Raw genomic sequence first — 19,467 nt, 5'->3', positions numbered from 1 at the left:
CTTGCCATGTCCATGTGATTTTATGCAATACCAAGGTACTCATTAACCGGATGAACCTTCTTTTTTCGATGAAGATACCGTCAGCTTATCCGCCTCGACAACCCATCCTCCGCCCATGGCTTTATAGAGATTTACAAGCGCTCCAAAGAGGGTCCCCTGGGTCTGGACGTAGGTAAGCTCCGCGGAGAAGAGACTCCTCTCCGCATCGAGGACCTCTATGTAGCTGGTGTAGCCGTTTTCATAGCGCAGCCGGGCAAAGCGGGTGTAATCACGCAGGGAATCGACCTGCCGCTGCTGAGCCTCAAGCTGTTCTCGGGTTCGCCGCTGATCGACGAGGGCATCCTCGACCTCCCGGAAGGCCGTCTGAATGGCTCTCTGGTAGCCGAACAGGGCCTGCTGCCGCACGGCCTCGGCAGCCTTGACCTGCCCTCTGATGGCTCCTCCCGTGAAGATCGGAGCAGCTACGCTTCCGCCCCAGCTCCACACCCGTGCTGATCCGGTGAACAGATTCGAGAGATCCGCGCTCGCCTGGCCGAACAGGCCGGTAAGAGAAAGTGCCGGAAAGTACTGCGCCCTTGCCACTCCGATCCGGGCATTGGCCGCGACCAGCACCTGCTCCGCCTGGCGGATGTCCGGGCGATTAGCCAGCAGATCCGAGGGAAGGCCCATGGGGACGGCGGGAAGGACCAGTTCGTCTATGTGCTTTCCCCGGGCGATGGGTCCGGGATTCCTTCCCAGCAAACGGCTCAGGGCGTTTTCCTGAAAGACAATCTGTTTCTCTATCTGCGGTATCGTGGCCAGGGCCTGTTCATACTCGGACTTGACCTGGTTGAGTTCGAGTTCCGAAATGACCCCGCCTTCAAAACGCTGTTTGAATAGCTTGTAGGATTCCTCTCTTGTCTTAGCGGTATTTACGGCGATTTCTCTCTGTTTATCGAAATCGCGCAAAGTGATGTAACCGTTCGCCACGGCGCTGACCAGCGACAGGATGACCGCCTGCCGTGCCTCTTGCGTGGCCAGCAGATCGGCCCGCGATGCTTCGGTGGCCCTTCTCAATTTACCCCAGAGATCGATCTCCCAACTGCCGCTGAAGAAGCCCTGGTAAAAATCCGCCGGATTTTCCACCTGCGGCGACATCGGGGCCGCTCCCTCCTCGGAGGAACGGCTACGCCCTGCTTCAGCGGTCACCCCGATTTGCGGGAACAGGCCGGAGCGTCCCATCCAGTACCTGCCGATGTACTCGTCGATCCGGGCGGTGGCGATCTTCAGATCCAGGTTCTGCTTCAGGGCCTCATCGATCAGTGAGTTCATGACCGGATCGTTGAGCTGATCCCACCATGCCATATTGGCTGTTTCCTGTGCCTCAACTTCATCGATGCGCCAGGCCGGAGGACTTTCTATCACCGGACGCCTGTAGTCAGGACCGACGGCACAGCCAGCCAGAACAAGGACAATCAGGATGGCGAAGATCGATTTATTCATGGCCCTTCCCCTCCTTTTCAGTCTCTTCAGCCTGGATTTGTGCGCCCCTTTCCTCCCGGTGCGACAGCTTTTCCACAACGGTGAACGTGACGGGGATGAGGAAGATGGCAATGAAACTTGCGGCCAGCATCCCGCCGATAACGGCCCAGCCCATCACCCGCCGCGAGAGTGCTCCGGCGCCGCTTGCCATCGCCAGCGGCACGCAGCCCAGGATGAAGGCAAAGGACGTCATCAGGATCGGCCGCAATCGAAGCCTTGCCCCGGTCAGGGCCGCTTCGACGACGGGCTTTCCCTTTTCGTATTCCATCTTGGCGAACTCTACGATAAGAATCGCGTTTTTCGCCGCCAGCCCGATGAGCATGACAAGTCCGATCTGGGCATAGACATTGTTTTCGAACCTCAACACCCACAGGGCGCCGAAGGCCCCCATGACGGCAATGGGTGTTCCCAGAAGCACGCTGAAGGGAAGAGACCAGCTCTCATACTGAGCAGCCAGGATCAGAAAGACGCACAGAAGTGAAAAACCGAAGATGACCGCAGGCGACACCCCTTCCTGGGCCTTTTTTTCCTGGTAGCTCATGCCGAGGTAGTCATAGCCCATCTCCCGGGGCATCGTCTGTTCAAAGACTTCCTCCAGGGCCGCCATGGCCTGGGCCGAGCTGTAACCCGGAGCCGCCGAGCCGTTGATCTGGGCGCTGCGGTACAGGTTGTAGCGCATGGTGAACTCCGGCCCGGCAATAGAGCGGATACTGGTCACAGCGGAAAGGGGAACCATTACACCATTGCTGTTGCGTACATGGAACTGTCCGAAGTTTTCGGCCTTCGTCCGGTACTGGCCTTCCGCCTGGACATAGATCTGCCACTGGCGGCCGAACCGGTTGAAATAGTTCACAAAGGCTCCCCCCATGAAGCACTGCAGGGTTTTGTAGACATCCGAGAGATTCACCCCCTGCTTAAGAACCTTGTCGCGGTCCACGCCCACGAAAACCTGGGGCACGACAGGGCGGAAGGTTGTGCTGAGTCCGGCCAGTTCCGGTCTCTTCCGGGCCGCATCAAGAAAACGGCCTGTCTGATCGGCCAGAAAAGCAATGTCTTTCCCTGCCCTGTCCTCCAGGATGAAGGTGAAGCCGCCGGAGGTCCCGATGCCGGGGATGGCCGGAGGCGGAAAAGCAAAGCCGATGGCTTCGGGCAGGGCCCCCAGTCGCCGGGTCAGTTGCGCCTTGATGGCGCCGTATTTCTCCTCGGGATTTTTCCTTTCAGCCCAGTCATCCAGGGTGATGAAGAAAAACGCGCTGTAGGTGTTCGCTACGCCGCTGAGCATGCTGTAACCGATAACGGAAGTACAGTACTTCACCCCCGGGGTCTTCAAGATGATCTCCTCGGCCTTTTTTGTCGCGGCGTCGGTCCTCTGCAGGGAGGCCGCGTCGGGAAGCTGAAGTCCCGCGTAGACATATCCCTGGTCCTCATCAGGGAGGAAGGAGGTCGGCAGGTGCTTCCCGAAGAAGGCGGCCAGAATGACGGTACCGAAAAGGAAAAGGAGGCTCATCCTGCTCTTGCGGATGAAATGATCACACCAGCTCACGTATCCGTCAGTAGAACGGCCGAAGATGCGGTTGAATCCGTCGAAGAATTTCTGCAGAGCCCCCCGGGATTTCTTTTTCGGCCGGAGCAGGAGGGCCGCCAGGGCCGGTGAGAGAGTCAGGGCGTTGAAAGCCGAGATGATGACGGAAACCGCGATGGTCACGGCGAACTGCTGGTAGAGGCGCCCCGTGATCCCCGGAACGAACGCCGTTGGTACGAAAACGGCCGCAAGGATGACGGCGATGGCGATAACGGGACCGGAGACTTCCTCCATGGCCTTGAGTGTTGCCTCCCGGGGGGGCATTCCCTGTTCGATGTGATGCTCCACCGCCTCGACGACGACGATAGCGTCATCAACGACCAGTCCGATGGCTAAGACCAGTCCGAAAAGCGAAAGCGTGTTGATGGAAAACCCGAAGAGAGGGAAAAACATGAAGGTCCCCACGAGCGAAACCGGCACGGCCAGAAGCGGAATGAGTGTCGCCCGCCAGCCCTGCAGAAAGATGAAAACGACGACAATGACAAGGGCCAGGGCTTCGAAGAGGGTATGAACGATCTCCTTGATGCCCTCCGTGACGGCGAGGGTCGTGTCGAGGGCAACCACGTAGTCCAGATCGGCGGGGAATCTCTCCTTCAGCTGCGTCATGAGCTTTTTGGCCCCATCGGCCGCTTCGATCGCATTGGTGCCGGGCAACTGATAGAGGGCAATGATCGCCGCGGGCCTGCCGTTAAGACGGCCGATGAGGTTGTATGACTGCGCCCCAAGCTCGATCCGACCCACATCCTTGACATGGACAAGGGAGCCGTCCCGGTTTGCCCGGATCACGATATTGCCGAACTCCCCCTCGTTTTGAAGGCGGCCCTGAGATCGGACGGCATAGGTGAATTCCTGACCGGGCGGCACAGGTTCACCGCCAACCTGGCCGGCAGGGTTCACCGTGTTCTGCTGCTGGACGGCATTGACGATCTCGGGAATGGTGATCCCCAGTTTCGCGAGCTGGTCGGGTCTGACCCAGAGACGCATGGCGTACTGTCCGGCGCCGAAGACGGTAACGCTGGCGATGCCGGGCACCCGGGTCATCTGGTCGTTGATGTTGATGTAGCAGTAGTTGGCCAGAAAAACGTTATCATAGGTCCCTTTCGGAGAGAAAAGGGCGAACACGATCAGGGGCGCCGACATCGACTTCTGCACCGTGACGCCCTGGCTGATCACGTCGGAGGGAAGCTGTGAATTGGCCTGATTTGTTCTCATCTGGGCGAGGATCTGATCGGTGCTGGGGTCTGTCTTGATATCGAAGTTCACCGTCAGGGACATCTTCCCGTCGTTGGAATTGAGGGAGTACATGTAGTTCATGTTGTCCACGCCGGACATCTGCTGCTCGATGGGGGTGGCCACGGACTGCTCGATGGTCTGGGCATCGGCGCCGGGATACATGCCGGTGACCTTCATTTCCGGCGGGACGATGTTGGGAAACTGCGCCGTCGGCAGACCCGACATGGCCACGAGGCCGACAATGACCATAAGGATGGCGATCACCATGGCCACGATGGGGCGGTTGATGAAGAACCTGGACATGGCGGATCACCTCTTTTCAGTCTTTGCAGGATCTGCTGGTTTTGAGGGAGACTGGAATTTTTCTTCCGCTTTCCTTTCAGGAACTGCTTCTGTCTTCGCTTCCGGCTTTGAGGATGCTTCGACAAAGGCCGTTGGCATCACCGGAATTCCGGGGCGAACCTTCTGAATCCCCTCGACAATCACGCGCTCTCCGGGTTTGAGGCCTTCAAGGATAACCCACAGGTTGTCGATCCTCTCCGCGGTTTTTACAGGCCGGATTTCCACCCTGTTATCCGATCCCACCACGGCCGCCATGTATTTCCCCTGGACTTCAGACACGGCCCGCTGGGGCACGAGAAGGGCATTCTTTCGGACATGCACGGCGATACGCACTCTTCCATACTGGCCGGGCCGCAGAAAGTTGTCCGGGTTGGGAAAGATGGCTGCAACTTTAATGGTCCCGGTCGTGATATCCACCTGCCGATCGGCAAAGGCGAAATAACCCTTTTGAGGATAGATGCTTCCATCGGCAAGAATCAGCTCACCGTCCCTTATCCCCCTCGAGGCAGCGGAACGTTGAGCGGTCTGGATGTATTCCTGCTCGCTTATCTGGAAGTAGACTTTGATCGGATTGACCGTGGAGACCGTCGTCAGCTCTTCCATTGCCCCCGGCCCCACGAGATTGCCGATCTGGGCTTTGGCAAGACCGGCGATTCCCTCCACCGGGGAGACGATCTTTGTGAAACCCAGTTCCAGTTGGGCCCTGTCGACACTGGCCTGGGCGGAATGCACCGCCGCCCGGGCAGCCTGTTCCGCTCCGATTGCGTCATCGAGATCTTTTTTGCTGACGGCATTGGCATCGGCAAGAGGCTTGATCCGGACCATATTTGCCCTGGCCGTATTCCAGCGCGCCTGCTGCGCTTCCAATTGTCCCCTTGCCTGCCCCAGGGCTGTCTGAAAGGTGCGGGGGTCGATTTCAAAGAGGACCTGCCCCTTTTTTACGACGTCGCCGTCGCGATAGTTCTGTTTAACGAGATACCCCTGAACCTGCGCCCGGATTGTGGCATTCACCATCCCGTCGAGCGTCCCGATCCACTCTCTGTAAACGGGAACGTCCTTCTGGATGACGGTCGTCACCTCCACAACCGGCGGTTTGGGCGCCTCCTTCGAACCTTTCGAGCAGCCCGCCACCGGCGCGAGAAACAGGATGACGATTGCAAAGTATGAAATGATCCGCAATAAACTCCACAAATGGCGAGCTGGATGACGCTGTGCCGAAATGCTCCACATGTCCGATCTCCTCCCCATGTTTTGTCCAAAGCCTCTATTAAGGCGGTTCACACATTCTTCAGTCCGATCCTTGATTTTTCCCTCCGGCAGGGATTGTTTCCGGTACATCTACGAAATAAAGTCCAAAAAACATACCTGAAGCGGATTATTGCCAGGCAAGCTGCAACTATTTGATATCTGTTAATTATTATCGCCTGAAAAAGATGTTTTATATGGCTGTATCAAGAAATGCCCTCAACATGTTGCGGTTCTGCAGGATATTGAGGGGTCATTTTGAGGGTTTTAGATGTTCCGGACCGCTTGATCCTCCGGCAGAAATCCGGGTGAGTCAAACCGGGATGGCGCCGAAAACTTTTTTTTCATGAAACCGGTACCGCGGGCATGAAACAACTGTTATTTATGAACTGTTAAACTTCAGTTTTATGACTCAACATTTGATGATATAAATGGTCGAGTCAAAGACCGGCGAAAACGTCCACAGAAAGGAACAGGATCATGACGGCAAGCAAAAAACTTACGGGATGTCAGGCATGGAAAGCCCTGGCGGCTCACCGCAGAAACTGGAAACTGCATCTGCGGGATCTTTTCGCCGGCGACCCAGGACGCGGCGAACGCATGACGGCAGAAGCAGTCGGCCTTTTTCTGGATTATTCGAAGAATTTCGTCACCGACGAAACCCTGAAGCTCCTCCTGCGGCTGGCAGAGGAAACCGGTCTGCGCGGGCGGATCGAGGCCTTGTTCCGTGGCGAGAAAATCAATCTTACAGAAAACCGCGCCGCTCTGCATGTGGCTCTGCGCTCGCCGAAAGGAACGTCCATTGTGGTGGATGGAGAAAACGTGGTGCCCCAGGTTCATGACGTGCTGGACAGGATGGCCGCGTTTGCCGTCCAGGTTCGCAGTGGATCCTGGAAAGGACACAGCGGCAAAGGCATCCGGAATGTCGTCAACATCGGAATCGGCGGCTCGGATCTCGGGCCGGTTATGGCCTATGAGGCGCTCAAGTACTACAGTGATCGTTCCCTCACTTTCCGTTTTGTCTCCAATATAGACGGAACGGATTTCGCGGAAGCCGTTCAGGATCTCGATGCCGCGGAGACGCTTTTTATCGTGGCCTCCAAGACCTTCACGACCCTGGAGACGATGACCAACGCCTCCACGGCCCGTGCCTGGCTGCTTCAGGGCTTCAAGGGCGACGAGAAAGCGGTGGCGAAACATTTTGTCGCGGTCTCGACCAACACGGCGGAAGTGGCGAAATTCGGCATTGACACCGCCAACATGTTCGGATTCTGGAACTGGGTCGGCGGGCGATACTCCATGGATTCCGCCATCGGCCTGTCGACGATGCTGGCCATCGGTCCGGATAACTTCCGCGACATGCTGGCCGGCTTTCATGCGATGGACGTGCATTTCCGCACCGCCCCCTTTGGCGTCAATCTTCCCGTGCTCATGGGACTTCTCACCATCTGGTACAACAATTTCTTCGCTGCGGAAACCGTCGCCGTCCTCCCCTATGAACAGTACCTGAAACGCTTTCCGGCATACCTTCAGCAGTTGACGATGGAAAGCAACGGCAAGCGCGTCACGCTTGACGGAATGGAGGTTGACTACCAGACCAGCCCCATATACTGGGGGGAGCCGGGCACGAACGGCCAGCATTCCTTCTACCAGCTGATTCATCAGGGAACGAAGTTGATCCCCTGTGACTTCATCGCCTTTGTCGAACCGCTGCATCCTCTCGGCCGGCACCACGATCTGCTGATGGCGAATGTATTCGCCCAGGCCGAGGCCCTGGCCTTCGGCCGGACGCTTGAAGAAGTCACATCCGAAGGCATCCCGGCCTGGCTCGCACCCCACAAAGTCTTCGAAGGCAACCGGCCGTCCAACACCATTCTTGCTCAAAGATTGACGCCGGAAACGCTGGGCAAACTGGTCGCTCTCTATGAGCACAGCGTGTTCACTCAGAGCGCGATCTGGAATATCAACCCCTTCGACCAGTGGGGCGTGGAACTGGGCAAGGTTCTGGCCCAGCGCGTCATCACGGAGCTTGAAAGCCGGGAGGAACCTGAGTTAGGCCATGACAGTTCAACAAACGCCATGATCCGCCGTTATCGGAAATTCAGGGAGAGGATGGAATAAACAGTTTTGACTCATTGGGGTATCGTTGGGGATTATGGAAAGCGCCGATGCAAAGGTGAAACAGAACACTGTTCAGAGTGTTGCCTTGAACGGGGCCTCTCTGATCGTCCCGCCTGAATTCCCGATCGCAACGCCGTAATTAATAATCTTCAAGGCGCTTAAAAAAATCACATGTCCTCAACGCGAGTTCCCGATATCTCGGAAATCCGTAATAACTGAGGATATTATTCATGCTTGAGGGGGGAGATCACATGCTGGTCCTGGCAGGAGATATCGGGGGCACATCCACGCGGCTTGCTTATTTCAGCACAGAGGGCGAAAATTTGACCTTGCTGGTGGACGAACGCTATCCGAGCCGAAAGGCAGGAAGTTTGAAGGAGATTGTCAGCCATTTTACAGGAAAACACAGACTGACGGCGGAGACGGCCTGTTTCGGAATCGCCGGTCCTGCCAGGAGCGGCACGGTCAGGACACCCAACCTCCCCTGGAGCGTGAATGCAGAGGAGCTGGCCCAGGCCCTGGGAATTCCCAAAGTTCAACTGATCAACGACATGGAGGCACATCTCTATGGCATCGATCTTTTAGGTCCGGAAAATTTCGAGGTCCTTAACAGAGGAGTCCCCAATCCAAACGGCGCCATCGCCCTGGTCTCGGCAGGGACGGGACTGGGAGAGGCCATCGCTTATCGGGATGGCACAGCCCGTCGACCCTGCCCCGGCGAAGGAGGACACGCCGACTTCGCTCCCCGTAACGAAATCGAAACGGAACTGCTCCTCTACCTCCGCGATAAGTACGGCCGGGTCAGTAACGAACGGGTTTTATCCGGCCCCGGACTGCACAACATCTATCTTTTCCTGAGAGACGTGCGGCATCTGCCCGAATCCCCCGAGGTTGCAGAGGAGCTGCTGGTGAATGATCCCCCGGCGGTCATCACCAAGGCGGCTCTGGCCGGCAGGTGCCCCCTCTGTGGACAGGTTCTCGATCTCTTTGTCTCTCTTTACGGAGCCGAGGCGGGCAATGCCGCGCTGCGATACCTCGCCACAGGAGGAATCTATCTGGGAGGAGGAATCGCCCCGAAGATCATCGAACGGCTGAAGGGGCCCGGCTTCATGCTTGCCTTTACCTCCAAGGGACGAATGAGCCCTCTTCTGGAAACGATCCCGGTGATGGTCATCCTCAACGAACAGAGCGCCCTGCTGGGCGCGGGCCGGTGTGCCGCGCGAAGAAAAGAAAAAGAATCATAGCATGCAACCGATGCCATCCTGACCGGTTCATTCCCGAAAATCCCCGGACAGCCTTACAACAATTTCATTTTTTCCTCCTCACTTGCCCCGTCTGCGCCTCATCGTTTCCACTGTCAAATGGTCAGGTCGAGAATTTCCACGCCGTGATTCGTCTCGGAATGCTCCCGCGACGGACCCCGGGTCAGAATTGCGATTTTTCCTTCCAGACCAAGATCAGCGACTTGCCTTTTGACATAATCATTCCAGTTCTCAGGCATGGGAAGCTCGCGCACCGGATAAACCCCTGAGGAGAAAAGGAGTTCCTGGCAGGTCGATTCTTCGGAACTCACGGCCACAGTCCATACGGGAAAGCGGAATCTGGCCATGCTCCGCGCCGTGGCGCCGCTTCGCGTCGGGACAAACACGGCCGCCGGTGTCACAAATTCGAAGCACGCCTCTACGCCGATCGCAATGAGATGTTCCAGACGAACCCTCCCTCGAAGATCGATTCCCTTGAACATCTCTTTGACCGCGATCATGGAGCGGTGCGCTTCCGCCGAAAGGGCTATTTTCGCCAGCATCCCGACAGCTTCCACAGGATACCTCCCCATGGCGGATTCGCCTGAAAGCATGACGCAGTCGGTGCCGTCAAGAATCGCGTTGGCCACATCGGTTGCCTCGGCGCGGGTAGGGCGTCGATTTTCCGTCATCGACTCGAGCATCTGTGTTGCCGTAATGACGGGCTTCGCGCACATGTTTGCAAGGAGCATAACCCGCTTCTGGACCATGGCGATCTGTTCGATCGGAACTTCAACACCCAGGTCGCCGCGGGCGATCATGATGCCGTCGGCTGCGGCGATGATCTCCTCAATGCGATCAAGCGCCCCGGACCGTTCGATCTTCGCGATAACGAAGGGAGTGTATCCCATGTCTGCGGCGGCCCTGCGCACGGCCTCGACATCCTCCGGTCCTTCGACGAAGGACTGGCTCACGGCGTCCACCCCGTTCTCGAGGGCAAACTGCAGGCACTCACGATCACGTTCGGTAAAAGCGCTGATCCCGAGATCGATGCCCGGCAGATTGAGTCCCTTGCGGGAACGAAGTTCGCCGCCGACCATGACGCTGCATAAGACATCATTGCCCCTGGCCTCGTTCACCTTGAGCTGAATGTATCCGTCATTGAGAAAAAGCATGTCCCCGGGTCTTACAGACTTCGGAAGGCGATCGAATGAGACGGACACTCGATTCCGGTCACCGACGATGTCCTCGGTCGTCAGCGTGAACAGGTCACCCGTATCGAGTTGGATCGGTTCGGATGCAAACGTTCCGATACGCATCTTCGGACCGGAAAGATCGGCCAGGATTGCGATCCTCCGGCCGAGCAATGCCGACACAGCCCGCAGATTCCCGATGACTTTCCCGTGGGACGCGAAGTCGCCATGGGAGAAGTTGAGTCGGGCGACGTTCATTCCCGCTTCGATCATCTGTTTCATCACGTCGGGATTCTCAGACGCCGGCCCGATGGTGCAGACGATCTTCGTCTTCGGTGAAGAAATCTTCATGCCTTTTCCCCCTGTCCATTGAGCCGCCCGGCATAGCCCGCTTTCGCGTCTTCCTCGACGGATTCCACTTTCATCCAGGTTTCACCTTTACATCATATCGGGTTGACCGGTCACCGCCAGGACGCTGTTCCAAAGCATGCTGGACGTATCGATCTTTTTGCGCTGCGACACGGCAAGCGTTATGGGCACATGCGTGAATTCACGGTTCCAGAAACTGACCACCATGTTCGTTCGTCCACTCATTCCGGCATGTACGGCGCTTTGCCCGAGGAGAAGGCAGAAGGCGGCGTCATGCGGATTGGCCGGCATGCTCCGGATGATATAACTGGGATCGATGTATTTGAGATTAATTTCCAGGCTGGCTTTCCTGAAATAATCCCTGATGGCATCACGCAGAAATATGCCGATGTCGCCATACTTGATATTTCCCGAGGCATCGCGTTCAGCTGTCGCCTCCATCAGGTTTTGACCAGCCCCCTCGGCCACGACGACCACCGCGTGTCCCCTGCGCTCGAGGCGCTCTTTCAGGGCGCGGAGAAGGCCATCCAGGGTGAAGCGGGCTTCCGGAACCAGACAAAAGTTCACATGGCTGTTCACGAGGACAGAATACGCGGCAATGAACCCGGAGTCACGGCCCATGAGCTTCACCAGGCTGATGCTGTTGCGCGCCGCATCCGCCTCGGTGTGGGCGGCGTAGGTGGCCCGACGGGCCTCGGCAACCGCCGTTTCAAATCCGAAGGTAGCCTGGATATAGGAAATATCATTGTCGATCGTTTTTGGAATGCCGATGACACTGATTTCGAGCCCCCGCCGGGTCGCTTCTTCGGCGATTTTCTGAGCCCCGCGCTGCGTCCCGTCACCCCCGATGGTAAAGAGAATGCCGACATTGAGATCCTCAAGCGTTTTCACCATCTCGGAGGGTTCCTGCGGTCCCCGGGACGAGCCCAGAATCGTCCCGCCGATCTCGTGGATCTGGGCAACCGAATCCGCTGTCAGCTCCAGTGGCTTATGTCCATACCGCTGCACGAGCCCCTCGTAACCGAAACGGAACCCGTATATCTTCTGCACGCAGTAATGGTGACACAGACTCAGAACGATTGATCGGATCACGTCGTTCAGTCCGGGACAGATCCCGCCGCAGGTCACGATGCCGCAGGCGATCCGCGACGGATCAAAAAAGACTTTTTCCCTTGGCCCCGCCGCTTCCATCGCGGGCGGATGAATCCCTTCGTCAAGCCATGGCTTCATCTCCTGGAGATGAGAGTGATAAAGGACACGCCCATCATCATCCACAAAGCGGATCCCCTTCACCGGGGAAGGGATATGGCACTCGCCAAGCCGTTCAATCGTGAAATCAAGCTCCGTATTCCCCATGTCACCCTCCTGTCTCATTTCATCAGCGTCGTGTTCCGGCTTCGCAGTTCGGTCACGGCCTGCCTGACCCGCTGTGCCATGGCGGCCTCGGCCAGGCCCAGATAAACCCGCGGATCATAGACTTTCTTGTCGCCCACATCGCCGTCCACTTTCAATGCGCCGCTGTAATTCCGGAACAGGTGATCGGCAATGGCCCGGGTAAAGGCGTACTGCGTGTCCGTATCGATGTTCATCTTGACCACGCCGTAATCGACGGCGGCATGAATGTCTTCAATCGAAGATCCTGAACCGCCGTGAAACACAAAATAGAAGCGGGCCTCTTCTCCGTATGTCTTCACCACCGCATCCTGGCACTCCTTCAGGATGGAAGGCTTCAGCTGAACGTGACCGGGCTTGTAGACACCGTGAACATTGCCGAAGGTCGCCGCCAGCAGGTAGCGCGCACCCGAAATTGCGTTCAGCCGGCGGGCGACCGCGAGGGTATCCTCGGGGGTGGTGTAAAGTTTGGCGGCGGCACTGGCCTTGACGCCGTCTTCCTCGCCGCCGACCACACCCGCTTCGATTTCAAGGATCAGGTCGCTTTTCCGGAAGCGTTCGAGCAGTTTCTCCGCGATATCCAGATTCTCCTTCAGCGGGAGGACGCTCCCGTCGAACATGTGAGCCGTGAACAGGTTCGGTTTTCCTGCCGCACGCCGCTTCTCCGTTTCCTCCACCAGCGGAATCACGAATTTTTCGAGATTGCCCGCCGTGCAATGGTCCGTGTTCAGGGCTATGTAAATGGGATATCGGTCTGCAACGCGGTGGACATGTTCGGCAATCGAGATGGCGCCGAGAGCCATGTCCTTGACCGCGGAACCCGAGGCAAAGGCGGCTCCGCCCGTAGAAACCTGAAGAATTCCATCGCTTCCGCTCTCTGCCAGCCCTTTCAGAACCGCGTTGGCCGTCGTAAGCGATGTCACGTTGATAGCGGGATACGCAAAAGAATTTTTCCGGGCCCTTTCGATCATTCTGCAAAACGTTTCATAGTCGGCTACCGGCATGGAATCCTCCTTATCTATACTTCCTGGTTAAGGGATCGGGTGATCCGTTCATCGTCGCCAGAGTAGCGGGTCCGGCCCGCATCCATAATGCTTGAGGAGTTTGGACAGGCTGACGGATTCCGCCGGGATCAGCATGAAGTACGGGAGTTTGCGCTCAATTACAACGGCACAGCAGGATTCATCAATTCAACCAGTCACCTGAAATCCAGCCAAAAAGTATTCCAGATGGACCATCTTCTCCAGAAAACCACAACGAGTTGATTTCTAATGAACATCTTTAATGACACTGGCCAGTCCCGGTGAATGGATATGGGAATACCCTCAACATATTGCGGATCTGCAAGATTTTGAGGAATCGTATTGAGGAAATTCATCTTTTCAGGGTCGTTTGATCCCCAGCTTTTTAAGCCGGAACCGAAGCGTGCTTGGATTGAGACCGAGGATGGCGGCAGCCCCGCCTTTACCCTCGATTTTCCACCCTGTTTTGTGAAGGACCTGCAGGATGTGCTCCCTCGCCATGGTTTCAAACCCCTTAATCGGCTTATCAGCCTCCATGCCAGGCCCCTGTTCAAGCTGTTCAACAAGCTGAAATACAGGTTCCGGACTTGTGATGACTCCTCTTTCTATGACATGTTCCAACTCCCTCACATTGCCGGGCCATGCATACGCTTGAAGCATCTGCATCGTATCTTTCGAAAGAGATTCAAACTGTTTGTTTAACTTCCGGGAATACTTGTCTATAAAATGCCTGGCAAGCTCCGGAATGTCCTCGACTCGCATCCTCAACGGCGGCAGTGTAACGGGAAATGTGTTAAGCCGGTAGTAGAGGTCCTCCCTGAACCGCCCGTTGTGCATCTCAACCTTCAGATCCCGGCTCGTCGACGCGATCACCCTCACATCCACCTTGACCGTCCTGGGGGAACCAAGCCTCTCGAACTCTCCGTCCTGCAGCACCCTCAGGAGCTTTGTCTGAAGTTCAAGAGGGAGCTCACCGATTTCATCCAGGAAGATCGTACCCCCGTCCGCCACCTCAAAACGACCGGCCTGTCGGGCGTAAGCACCTGTAAAGGCCCCTTTCTCCCGCCCGAAGAGTTCGCTTTCGATGAGGTTTGACGGCAGGGCGGCACAGTTTACAGTGACCATTGTCTTATCCTTGCGTGCGCTCATTTCGTGGATGGCGTGGGCCACCATCCCCTTGCCCACACCGGTCTCGCCAAGAATAAGGACCGTAGCGTCGGTAGGGGCGACCTGCTGAACCCTGAAAAGGACATATCGCAGGGTATCGCTGTGTCCGATAATCCCGCCGAAGCCCCGTTCCGTCTTTATCTCATTACGGAGATAAATATTCTCTTTCTCCAATTGGAGTTTCAGTTTGTTGATCTCCGCCAGTTGCTTCCTGAGCTCGTTTTCCATCTCCTTTCTTTCTGTAATGTCCATGCATATGCCCATCAGGCGCAGGGGAATTCCCGTGGCGCCGCCATATGGACGCCCACGGGTCATAATCCAGCAGACATTCCCATCGGGTTTCAGGATACGATATTCGATGGTCAGATCATTCTGCGTCTTCAAGCTTCGCTGAACAAGTTCTCTGACTCCTTTCCGATCGTCGGGATGGATTGTTTTCTCATACCGCTCAAAACTTAATTCTTCCCCGGGAAGAAAATTAAATAATTTTCTGAGCATCTGCGTCACCCAGAATTGACCCGTATTTGTGTCCAGAATCCATAGACCGGCTCCCGCCGCGACAGTCGCCAGGTTCAGACGTTCCTCGCTTTCCTGCAAGGCCTTCCAGGCTCTGCTTCGCTCCAGGGCATTGACGAAAATTTCTCCCAGAAGCCGCAGTCGCGGGATCAATTCATCCGGCCAGACACGTTCGTACTTCACTGAATTGATGGCAACAATATGATCAACGGGTTTTCCGATTCTAATGGGTATGTTCAGGTTGGATCGGATACCCCATACGATCCAGTTTTCTTTATCAACGTCTGCCTCAGCCGGTAAATCGTCTATCTTTGAAAAGGAGAGAACTTCCCGTTTCTGAATCAGCTTTTCATAGGCCCAGGGATGAAGAGAGACCGGGAGATTTTCACCAACAGGAACGGAAGGCACATCTGTGCCGGATACACAATGAGTGATCATCCATGATTTTCTGTCCGGTAACGTTTCAAGAAGGGCGAACCGATCTACTTTGAAGAAGTTCAGAACTTTCTTCATTGCATGATGGATTTCCTCATCAATCCGCTCGAAAGACAAATTGATGAATCCTGCGGAAATTACGGAAAGCATTTCCTCGAAGAGCAAGCGATCTCTCAGGGTTCGCTCGGCCCGCTTCCGCCTTGCGATCTCACTGTTCAGTCGTTCGCCGGTATCCGTAAGCGTTCGCACTCTCCCCCCTGGTTCCGCGCTTTGAGGCCTTTCTCGACACAACATCGCGGCCCGTGGATATAAACTACCATGCCGGAAGTTCGGCAAAATTACTTCCCTTGATTATCAAGACCTTAAGTGCCGCGCAAAAATGAGTGGCTTATTTCCCGGACTCCCTCTTGATTCCATGCGCATCGTCAATGAACGAGACGATTTTCTCGGACCAGAACTTGAAGGCATCGTTGGCCGAACCCCATTTCGAAAACCTCTGTTCGAACTCGGCGTTTCGACGATCCACCGCCATCGCGATCACTTCGTCCGTCATGGAATCCATGGTCATTAACTCGATGCCTGTTTCCCCGCTGCCGGACCAGCCACCCGTGGCGCCTTTCTTGACGAGGCTGACTCCCAATCCAATGGGTATGATCGAGGTAACGGCACTGACACCCGGCTTACTCGGCTTGATATTCGTTATGGCAATACGGATACGGACGACGTCGGGACCAGGCTCGGCAACGATCGGCCACTTGTCCTTAAAGGCCGCCACGAGTTCCCTGTTGAAGGAATCGGCCAGTTCCTTCATCTCCTGGGGATCGATGCCTTTGTACTCGGATGAATCGGCAAGGTAGAAGATAACGCTGTCCACCATGAACTTGTTGTATTTCTTTATATCTACCCCCTCTTTCAGCCAGCGCAGTCTGGCCCCGTCTTTGGGTCCGGGCTTCAGGAGGTCATACCTGGCCGGATCGCCAAGAAACCCGGAGAAGGAATTGTCCGCCGTAAAACCGACGGGAATCGCCAACAAAAATAGACCTACGATCGATATGACAATTTCCATGGTCTTCTTCATGATCTCCTCCTTTGTTGTCAAAAAGTCCCGGAAAGCATATTCAAACACCGGTCTGCCAAAAGGAACATCCATGAACATCAAGCTTTACTGCGATATTGCTGAACTGAACATTTGGAAAGGAAAGGGAGAGAGCGGCTTCGTTTACTTTATTGCTTTCATTTTGCTGTGCTGTCCGGGTTTGCCTGCCTCCCATCATGAACGGGGTGCATCCTGTTTATGAAATATATCACTTTTATTTTAAAGTTCACTTATTATTGTTTATTTTCATGTCAGCTTCTTAAACAGCTCATATCAAGGAACGATTTGAAATCATTTCCTCCCGGGCCCAATATATGCGTATTCGCATAAGAGGCGTATGACGGTCCAGTTGGGAGTTAAAGATTACCTTGTCCGGGAGGGTAAATTCTGATGGCACGGTTTGACCGTGTCCCGTTGGTTGTGGGATGTTGGGGAAATATCGGGATAATCAACGCATTCTTGAAGACCTGCGAAACTGCTGTGATCGAGGGCGGTTCTCACATCCAGAGATCGAAGCCAACAGGCAGCCTTCCGTTTTGAACTTCCGGTCTGCAGGTGCTGCTTTTGTATTACAGATTTCTCACGGAGATATGCGGAAGGGATCAGAGGGCAGGCGGCAAAGCGTTACCTTTCCGCCTGCCTTCACTCGTTTCAGCTTAAATCATCGAGCTCAATTCCCTGTTTCTTTACGGCATCGGCATTCCGGAGAAGCTTTTCCGCCGCGGCTTTATCAAGGACATAAATCATCCGGCCGCCCTGCCTGGCGTAATGTTTTCCGTAAGATATGGGCACCAGGGGGCTGGGATCGTCCAGAATCGATTCCGCAATGGGTTCCGTTTTGCGGGCGCCGTTCGCCAGAAGAACGACGGTTCGGGCCTTATAGACCAGCTCGGCGCCCATGGAGACAGCGTAGGAAGGGCTGTCATTCCGGCTGACAAAGTGGCCGTCTTTAACAGCGTTTTCTATGGTATTTTCATCCAGTTTTACCAGGAGCATCGAGTTTCCCTCGAAGGGGATGCCCGATTCATGAAAGGCCACGTGACCGCGACCGCCAACCCCGATGATATGAAGATCGATCCCGCCATATCCCGAAATCTTTTCTACGTATGCGTCCAGAATCGATTTGCGCACCCACCTCAGATATTCGGATTTTGCCTGCAGGTCAATGACGATGGCCTTTCCCTTGTCGGCCCCGACTTCTTTCCAGTCTGCGGGATTCGCCGCAAGCTCCTCAATCAGCCTTCCCTGATCAATCAAGGTGCCCCAGGGAACGTATGTTTCCTTGAACTTCCTGTCGAGAAGGCCGAACAGTTCCTGAATCATGAAAAAGCTGTAGCTTTCCGGATGGAGGGCCCGCTGCTGGGCATTTTCGCCGGGAAGGCCGCAATACTCATCCAGGTTGAAGCTCCGGATGCGGCCGCTGTCAAAGCTGCCTTCATTAGCCGCCCTAGCGAGATGCTTATACAGGCCCGTCGGCGAATTTCCCGTCGCCAGCCCCAGGTTGAAAATATCCTTTTCTTTGAGGACCTGGCGGATGTTTTCAATGACCAACCCGGCGGCGACCTCGCTCATGTGTTCGAAATCACGTGTGACGATGACCTTGAATGACATGCTGTCTCCCTGCTTTCTCTAAAGGATCAGCCGAGCTCTTCCTTCACCACATCGGCGATCTGTTTGCAATATTTGAGGGTTTCTTCCTGGGTGGGGCCTTCCACCATGACGCGGCACATGTTCTGCGTCCCCGAATACCGGACAAGGACCCGGCCGCTCGTTCCCAACTTTTCTTCCACCGATTTGATGACGGCAACAAGTTCCGGAACCGTGGATATTTCCGGTCGTGACTTGGTATCCACATTGATGAGGGTCTGGGGGAAAACGTCCATGATTTTCGCCAGATCGGACAGGGGTTTCCCTTCTTTTTTCATTGCCGCGATAACCTGGATCGCCGTGACAATCCCGTCCCCTGTCGTGTGATGCTGTAAAAAGATCACATGCCCGGAATCTTCGCCGCCGATGGAACTGCCGTTGGCCTGCATTTCCTCCAGAACATACCGGTCGCCCACCTTTGTCATGATGGAGTTGATGTCAAGCTTTTCGAGAGCGACGGAAAGGCCGATATTGCTCATGACGGTTCTGACAACGAGATTTTTGGTCAGCTTCCCTTCCTTTTTCATCACATTGGCGCAGATCGCAATAACCTGATCTCCCGTCAGGACGTTGCCTTTTTCATCGACGGCAATCAGCCGGTCGCCGTCGCCGTCAAAAGCGAAACCGACGTCAGCGCCCTGTTTCAAAACTTCAGCGGCCAGAGTTTCCGGGTATTGAGAGCCGCAATTCACATTGATATTTCTTCCATCGGGATCGTCGAACAGGGTTGTGACTTCCGCGCCCAGTTCGTAGAATGTTTCCGGCGCCACCCGGTAAGTCGCCCCATTGGCGCAGTCCAGGACGACCTTGACGCCTTCCAGGGAAAGTTCCCGGGGAAAGGTATGCTTTAGAAACACGATATAACGCCCCCGGGCGTCATCCATGCGATAGGCCTTGCCCAATTCGCTTACCCTGGGCAGAAGTTGATCCATTTTATTGTTCAGAATCATATCTTCAATGGCCAGTTCCGTCTCATCAGGAAGTTTGAAACCGTCACCGGAAAAGATTTTTATGCCGTTGTCCTGAAAAGGATTGTGGGATGCGGAGATGACGATCCCGGCATCAGCCCTCATGCTGCTGGTCAGATAGGCAATGCCCGGCGTCGGAATGACGCCGACGAGAATCGCATTGACACCCATAGAGCAGATGCCGGAAACCAGGGCATTTTCAAGCATGTAGCCGGAAAGCCGAGTATCTTTTCCGATAAGAATTTTGGGATTATGGCCCTCGCGTTTGAACATGAACGCGGTCGCCCTTCCAATGTTCAAGGCCATTTCCGCCGTCATGGGATATTCATTGGCAACGCCTCTGACGCCATCCGTTCCGAAAAGTTTACCCATTAAAA

The 19,467-nt window shown here is 55.5% G+C and carries 13 protein-coding genes; 2 read left to right on the top strand and 11 right to left on the bottom strand.

What is annotated here, in order from left to right:
- Positions 1 to 42: 42 nt before the first annotated feature.
- The 3 genes from SYN_RS03655 to SYN_RS03645 are packed head-to-tail and all read right to left on the bottom strand — an operon-like array spanning position 43 to position 5,908.
- Positions 43 to 1,482: an efflux transporter outer membrane subunit gene (locus tag SYN_RS03655; protein WP_041584684.1), complete on the bottom strand. Its 1,440-nt coding sequence runs from the start codon at positions 1,480 to 1,482 to the stop codon at positions 43 to 45.
- Positions 1,475 to 4,639 carry an efflux RND transporter permease subunit gene (locus tag SYN_RS03650; RefSeq protein ID WP_011416678.1) on the bottom strand — a complete coding sequence of 1,055 codons (3,165 nt, stop codon included), beginning with the start codon at positions 4,637 to 4,639 and terminating at the stop codon, positions 1,475 to 1,477. Before SYN_RS03650 ends, SYN_RS03655 begins: the two co-directional genes overlap by 8 nt.
- A gap of 6 nt (positions 4,640 to 4,645) precedes the next feature.
- Positions 4,646 to 5,908, bottom strand: coding sequence for an efflux RND transporter periplasmic adaptor subunit (locus SYN_RS03645; protein ID WP_148202469.1), 1,263 nt, complete (start codon positions 5,906 to 5,908; stop codon positions 4,646 to 4,648).
- A 495-nt stretch (positions 5,909 to 6,403) separates the two neighbouring features.
- Here SYN_RS03645 and pgi point away from each other — a divergent pair, with 495 nt between their 5' ends.
- Positions 6,404 to 8,044 (top strand): glucose-6-phosphate isomerase, encoded by a 1,641-nt coding sequence (pgi, locus tag SYN_RS03640; RefSeq protein ID WP_011416675.1) that lies wholly within the window; start codon positions 6,404 to 6,406, stop codon positions 8,042 to 8,044.
- Positions 8,045 to 8,274: 230 nt separating this feature from the next.
- The gene (gene glk / locus SYN_RS03635) at positions 8,275 to 9,288 is read left to right on the top strand and encodes a glucokinase (protein ID WP_011416674.1); all 1,014 of its coding nucleotides are present in this window, start codon (positions 8,275 to 8,277) and stop codon (positions 9,286 to 9,288) included.
- A 113-nt stretch (positions 9,289 to 9,401) separates the two neighbouring features.
- Here glk and pyk read toward each other — a convergent pair whose 3' ends face one another.
- The 8 genes from pyk to glmM all read right to left on the bottom strand — a co-directional run bounded on the left by pyk (position 9,402) and on the right by glmM (position 19,462).
- The gene (gene pyk / locus SYN_RS03630) at positions 9,402 to 10,829 is read right to left on the bottom strand and encodes a pyruvate kinase (protein WP_011416673.1); all 1,428 of its coding nucleotides are present in this window, start codon (positions 10,827 to 10,829) and stop codon (positions 9,402 to 9,404) included.
- Between the two features lie 87 nt (positions 10,830 to 10,916).
- The gene (locus SYN_RS03625; RefSeq protein WP_041584683.1) at positions 10,917 to 12,203 is read right to left on the bottom strand and encodes an ATP-dependent 6-phosphofructokinase; all 1,287 of its coding nucleotides are present in this window, start codon (positions 12,201 to 12,203) and stop codon (positions 10,917 to 10,919) included.
- Between the two features lie 14 nt (positions 12,204 to 12,217).
- Positions 12,218 to 13,243, bottom strand: coding sequence for a class II fructose-bisphosphate aldolase (gene fbaA, locus SYN_RS03620; RefSeq protein WP_011416671.1), 1,026 nt, complete (start codon positions 13,241 to 13,243; stop codon positions 12,218 to 12,220).
- 378 nt (positions 13,244 to 13,621) lie between these two features.
- The gene (locus SYN_RS15050; RefSeq protein ID WP_049749887.1) at positions 13,622 to 15,628 is read right to left on the bottom strand and encodes a sigma-54-dependent Fis family transcriptional regulator; all 2,007 of its coding nucleotides are present in this window, start codon (positions 15,626 to 15,628) and stop codon (positions 13,622 to 13,624) included.
- Between the two features lie 139 nt (positions 15,629 to 15,767).
- The gene (locus SYN_RS03610) at positions 15,768 to 16,457 is read right to left on the bottom strand and encodes a DUF3313 domain-containing protein (RefSeq protein WP_158302908.1); all 690 of its coding nucleotides are present in this window, start codon (positions 16,455 to 16,457) and stop codon (positions 15,768 to 15,770) included.
- A gap of 40 nt (positions 16,458 to 16,497) precedes the next feature.
- On the bottom strand, positions 16,498 to 16,653 hold the full coding sequence (locus tag SYN_RS16195) for a hypothetical protein (RefSeq protein WP_158302907.1): 156 nt from the start codon (positions 16,651 to 16,653) through the stop codon (positions 16,498 to 16,500).
- Positions 16,654 to 17,126: 473 nt separating this feature from the next.
- On the bottom strand, positions 17,127 to 18,086 hold the full coding sequence (locus SYN_RS03605) for a 6-phosphogluconolactonase (protein ID WP_011416667.1): 960 nt from the start codon (positions 18,084 to 18,086) through the stop codon (positions 17,127 to 17,129).
- 26 nt (positions 18,087 to 18,112) lie between these two features.
- A complete protein-coding gene (gene glmM / locus SYN_RS03600; RefSeq protein ID WP_011416666.1) occupies positions 18,113 to 19,462 on the bottom strand; it encodes a phosphoglucosamine mutase in 1,350 nt (449 codons plus the stop codon).
- Between the last annotated feature and the right edge of the window lie 5 nt (positions 19,463 to 19,467).

The sequence above is a fragment of the Syntrophus aciditrophicus SB genome (assembly GCF_000013405.1).
In the GTDB taxonomy this organism is placed as follows: domain Bacteria; phylum Desulfobacterota; class Syntrophia; order Syntrophales; family Syntrophaceae; genus Syntrophus; species Syntrophus aciditrophicus.
Note: the sequence above shows the minus strand (reverse complement) of the source record. Positions and strands in the feature narration are given on the sequence as shown.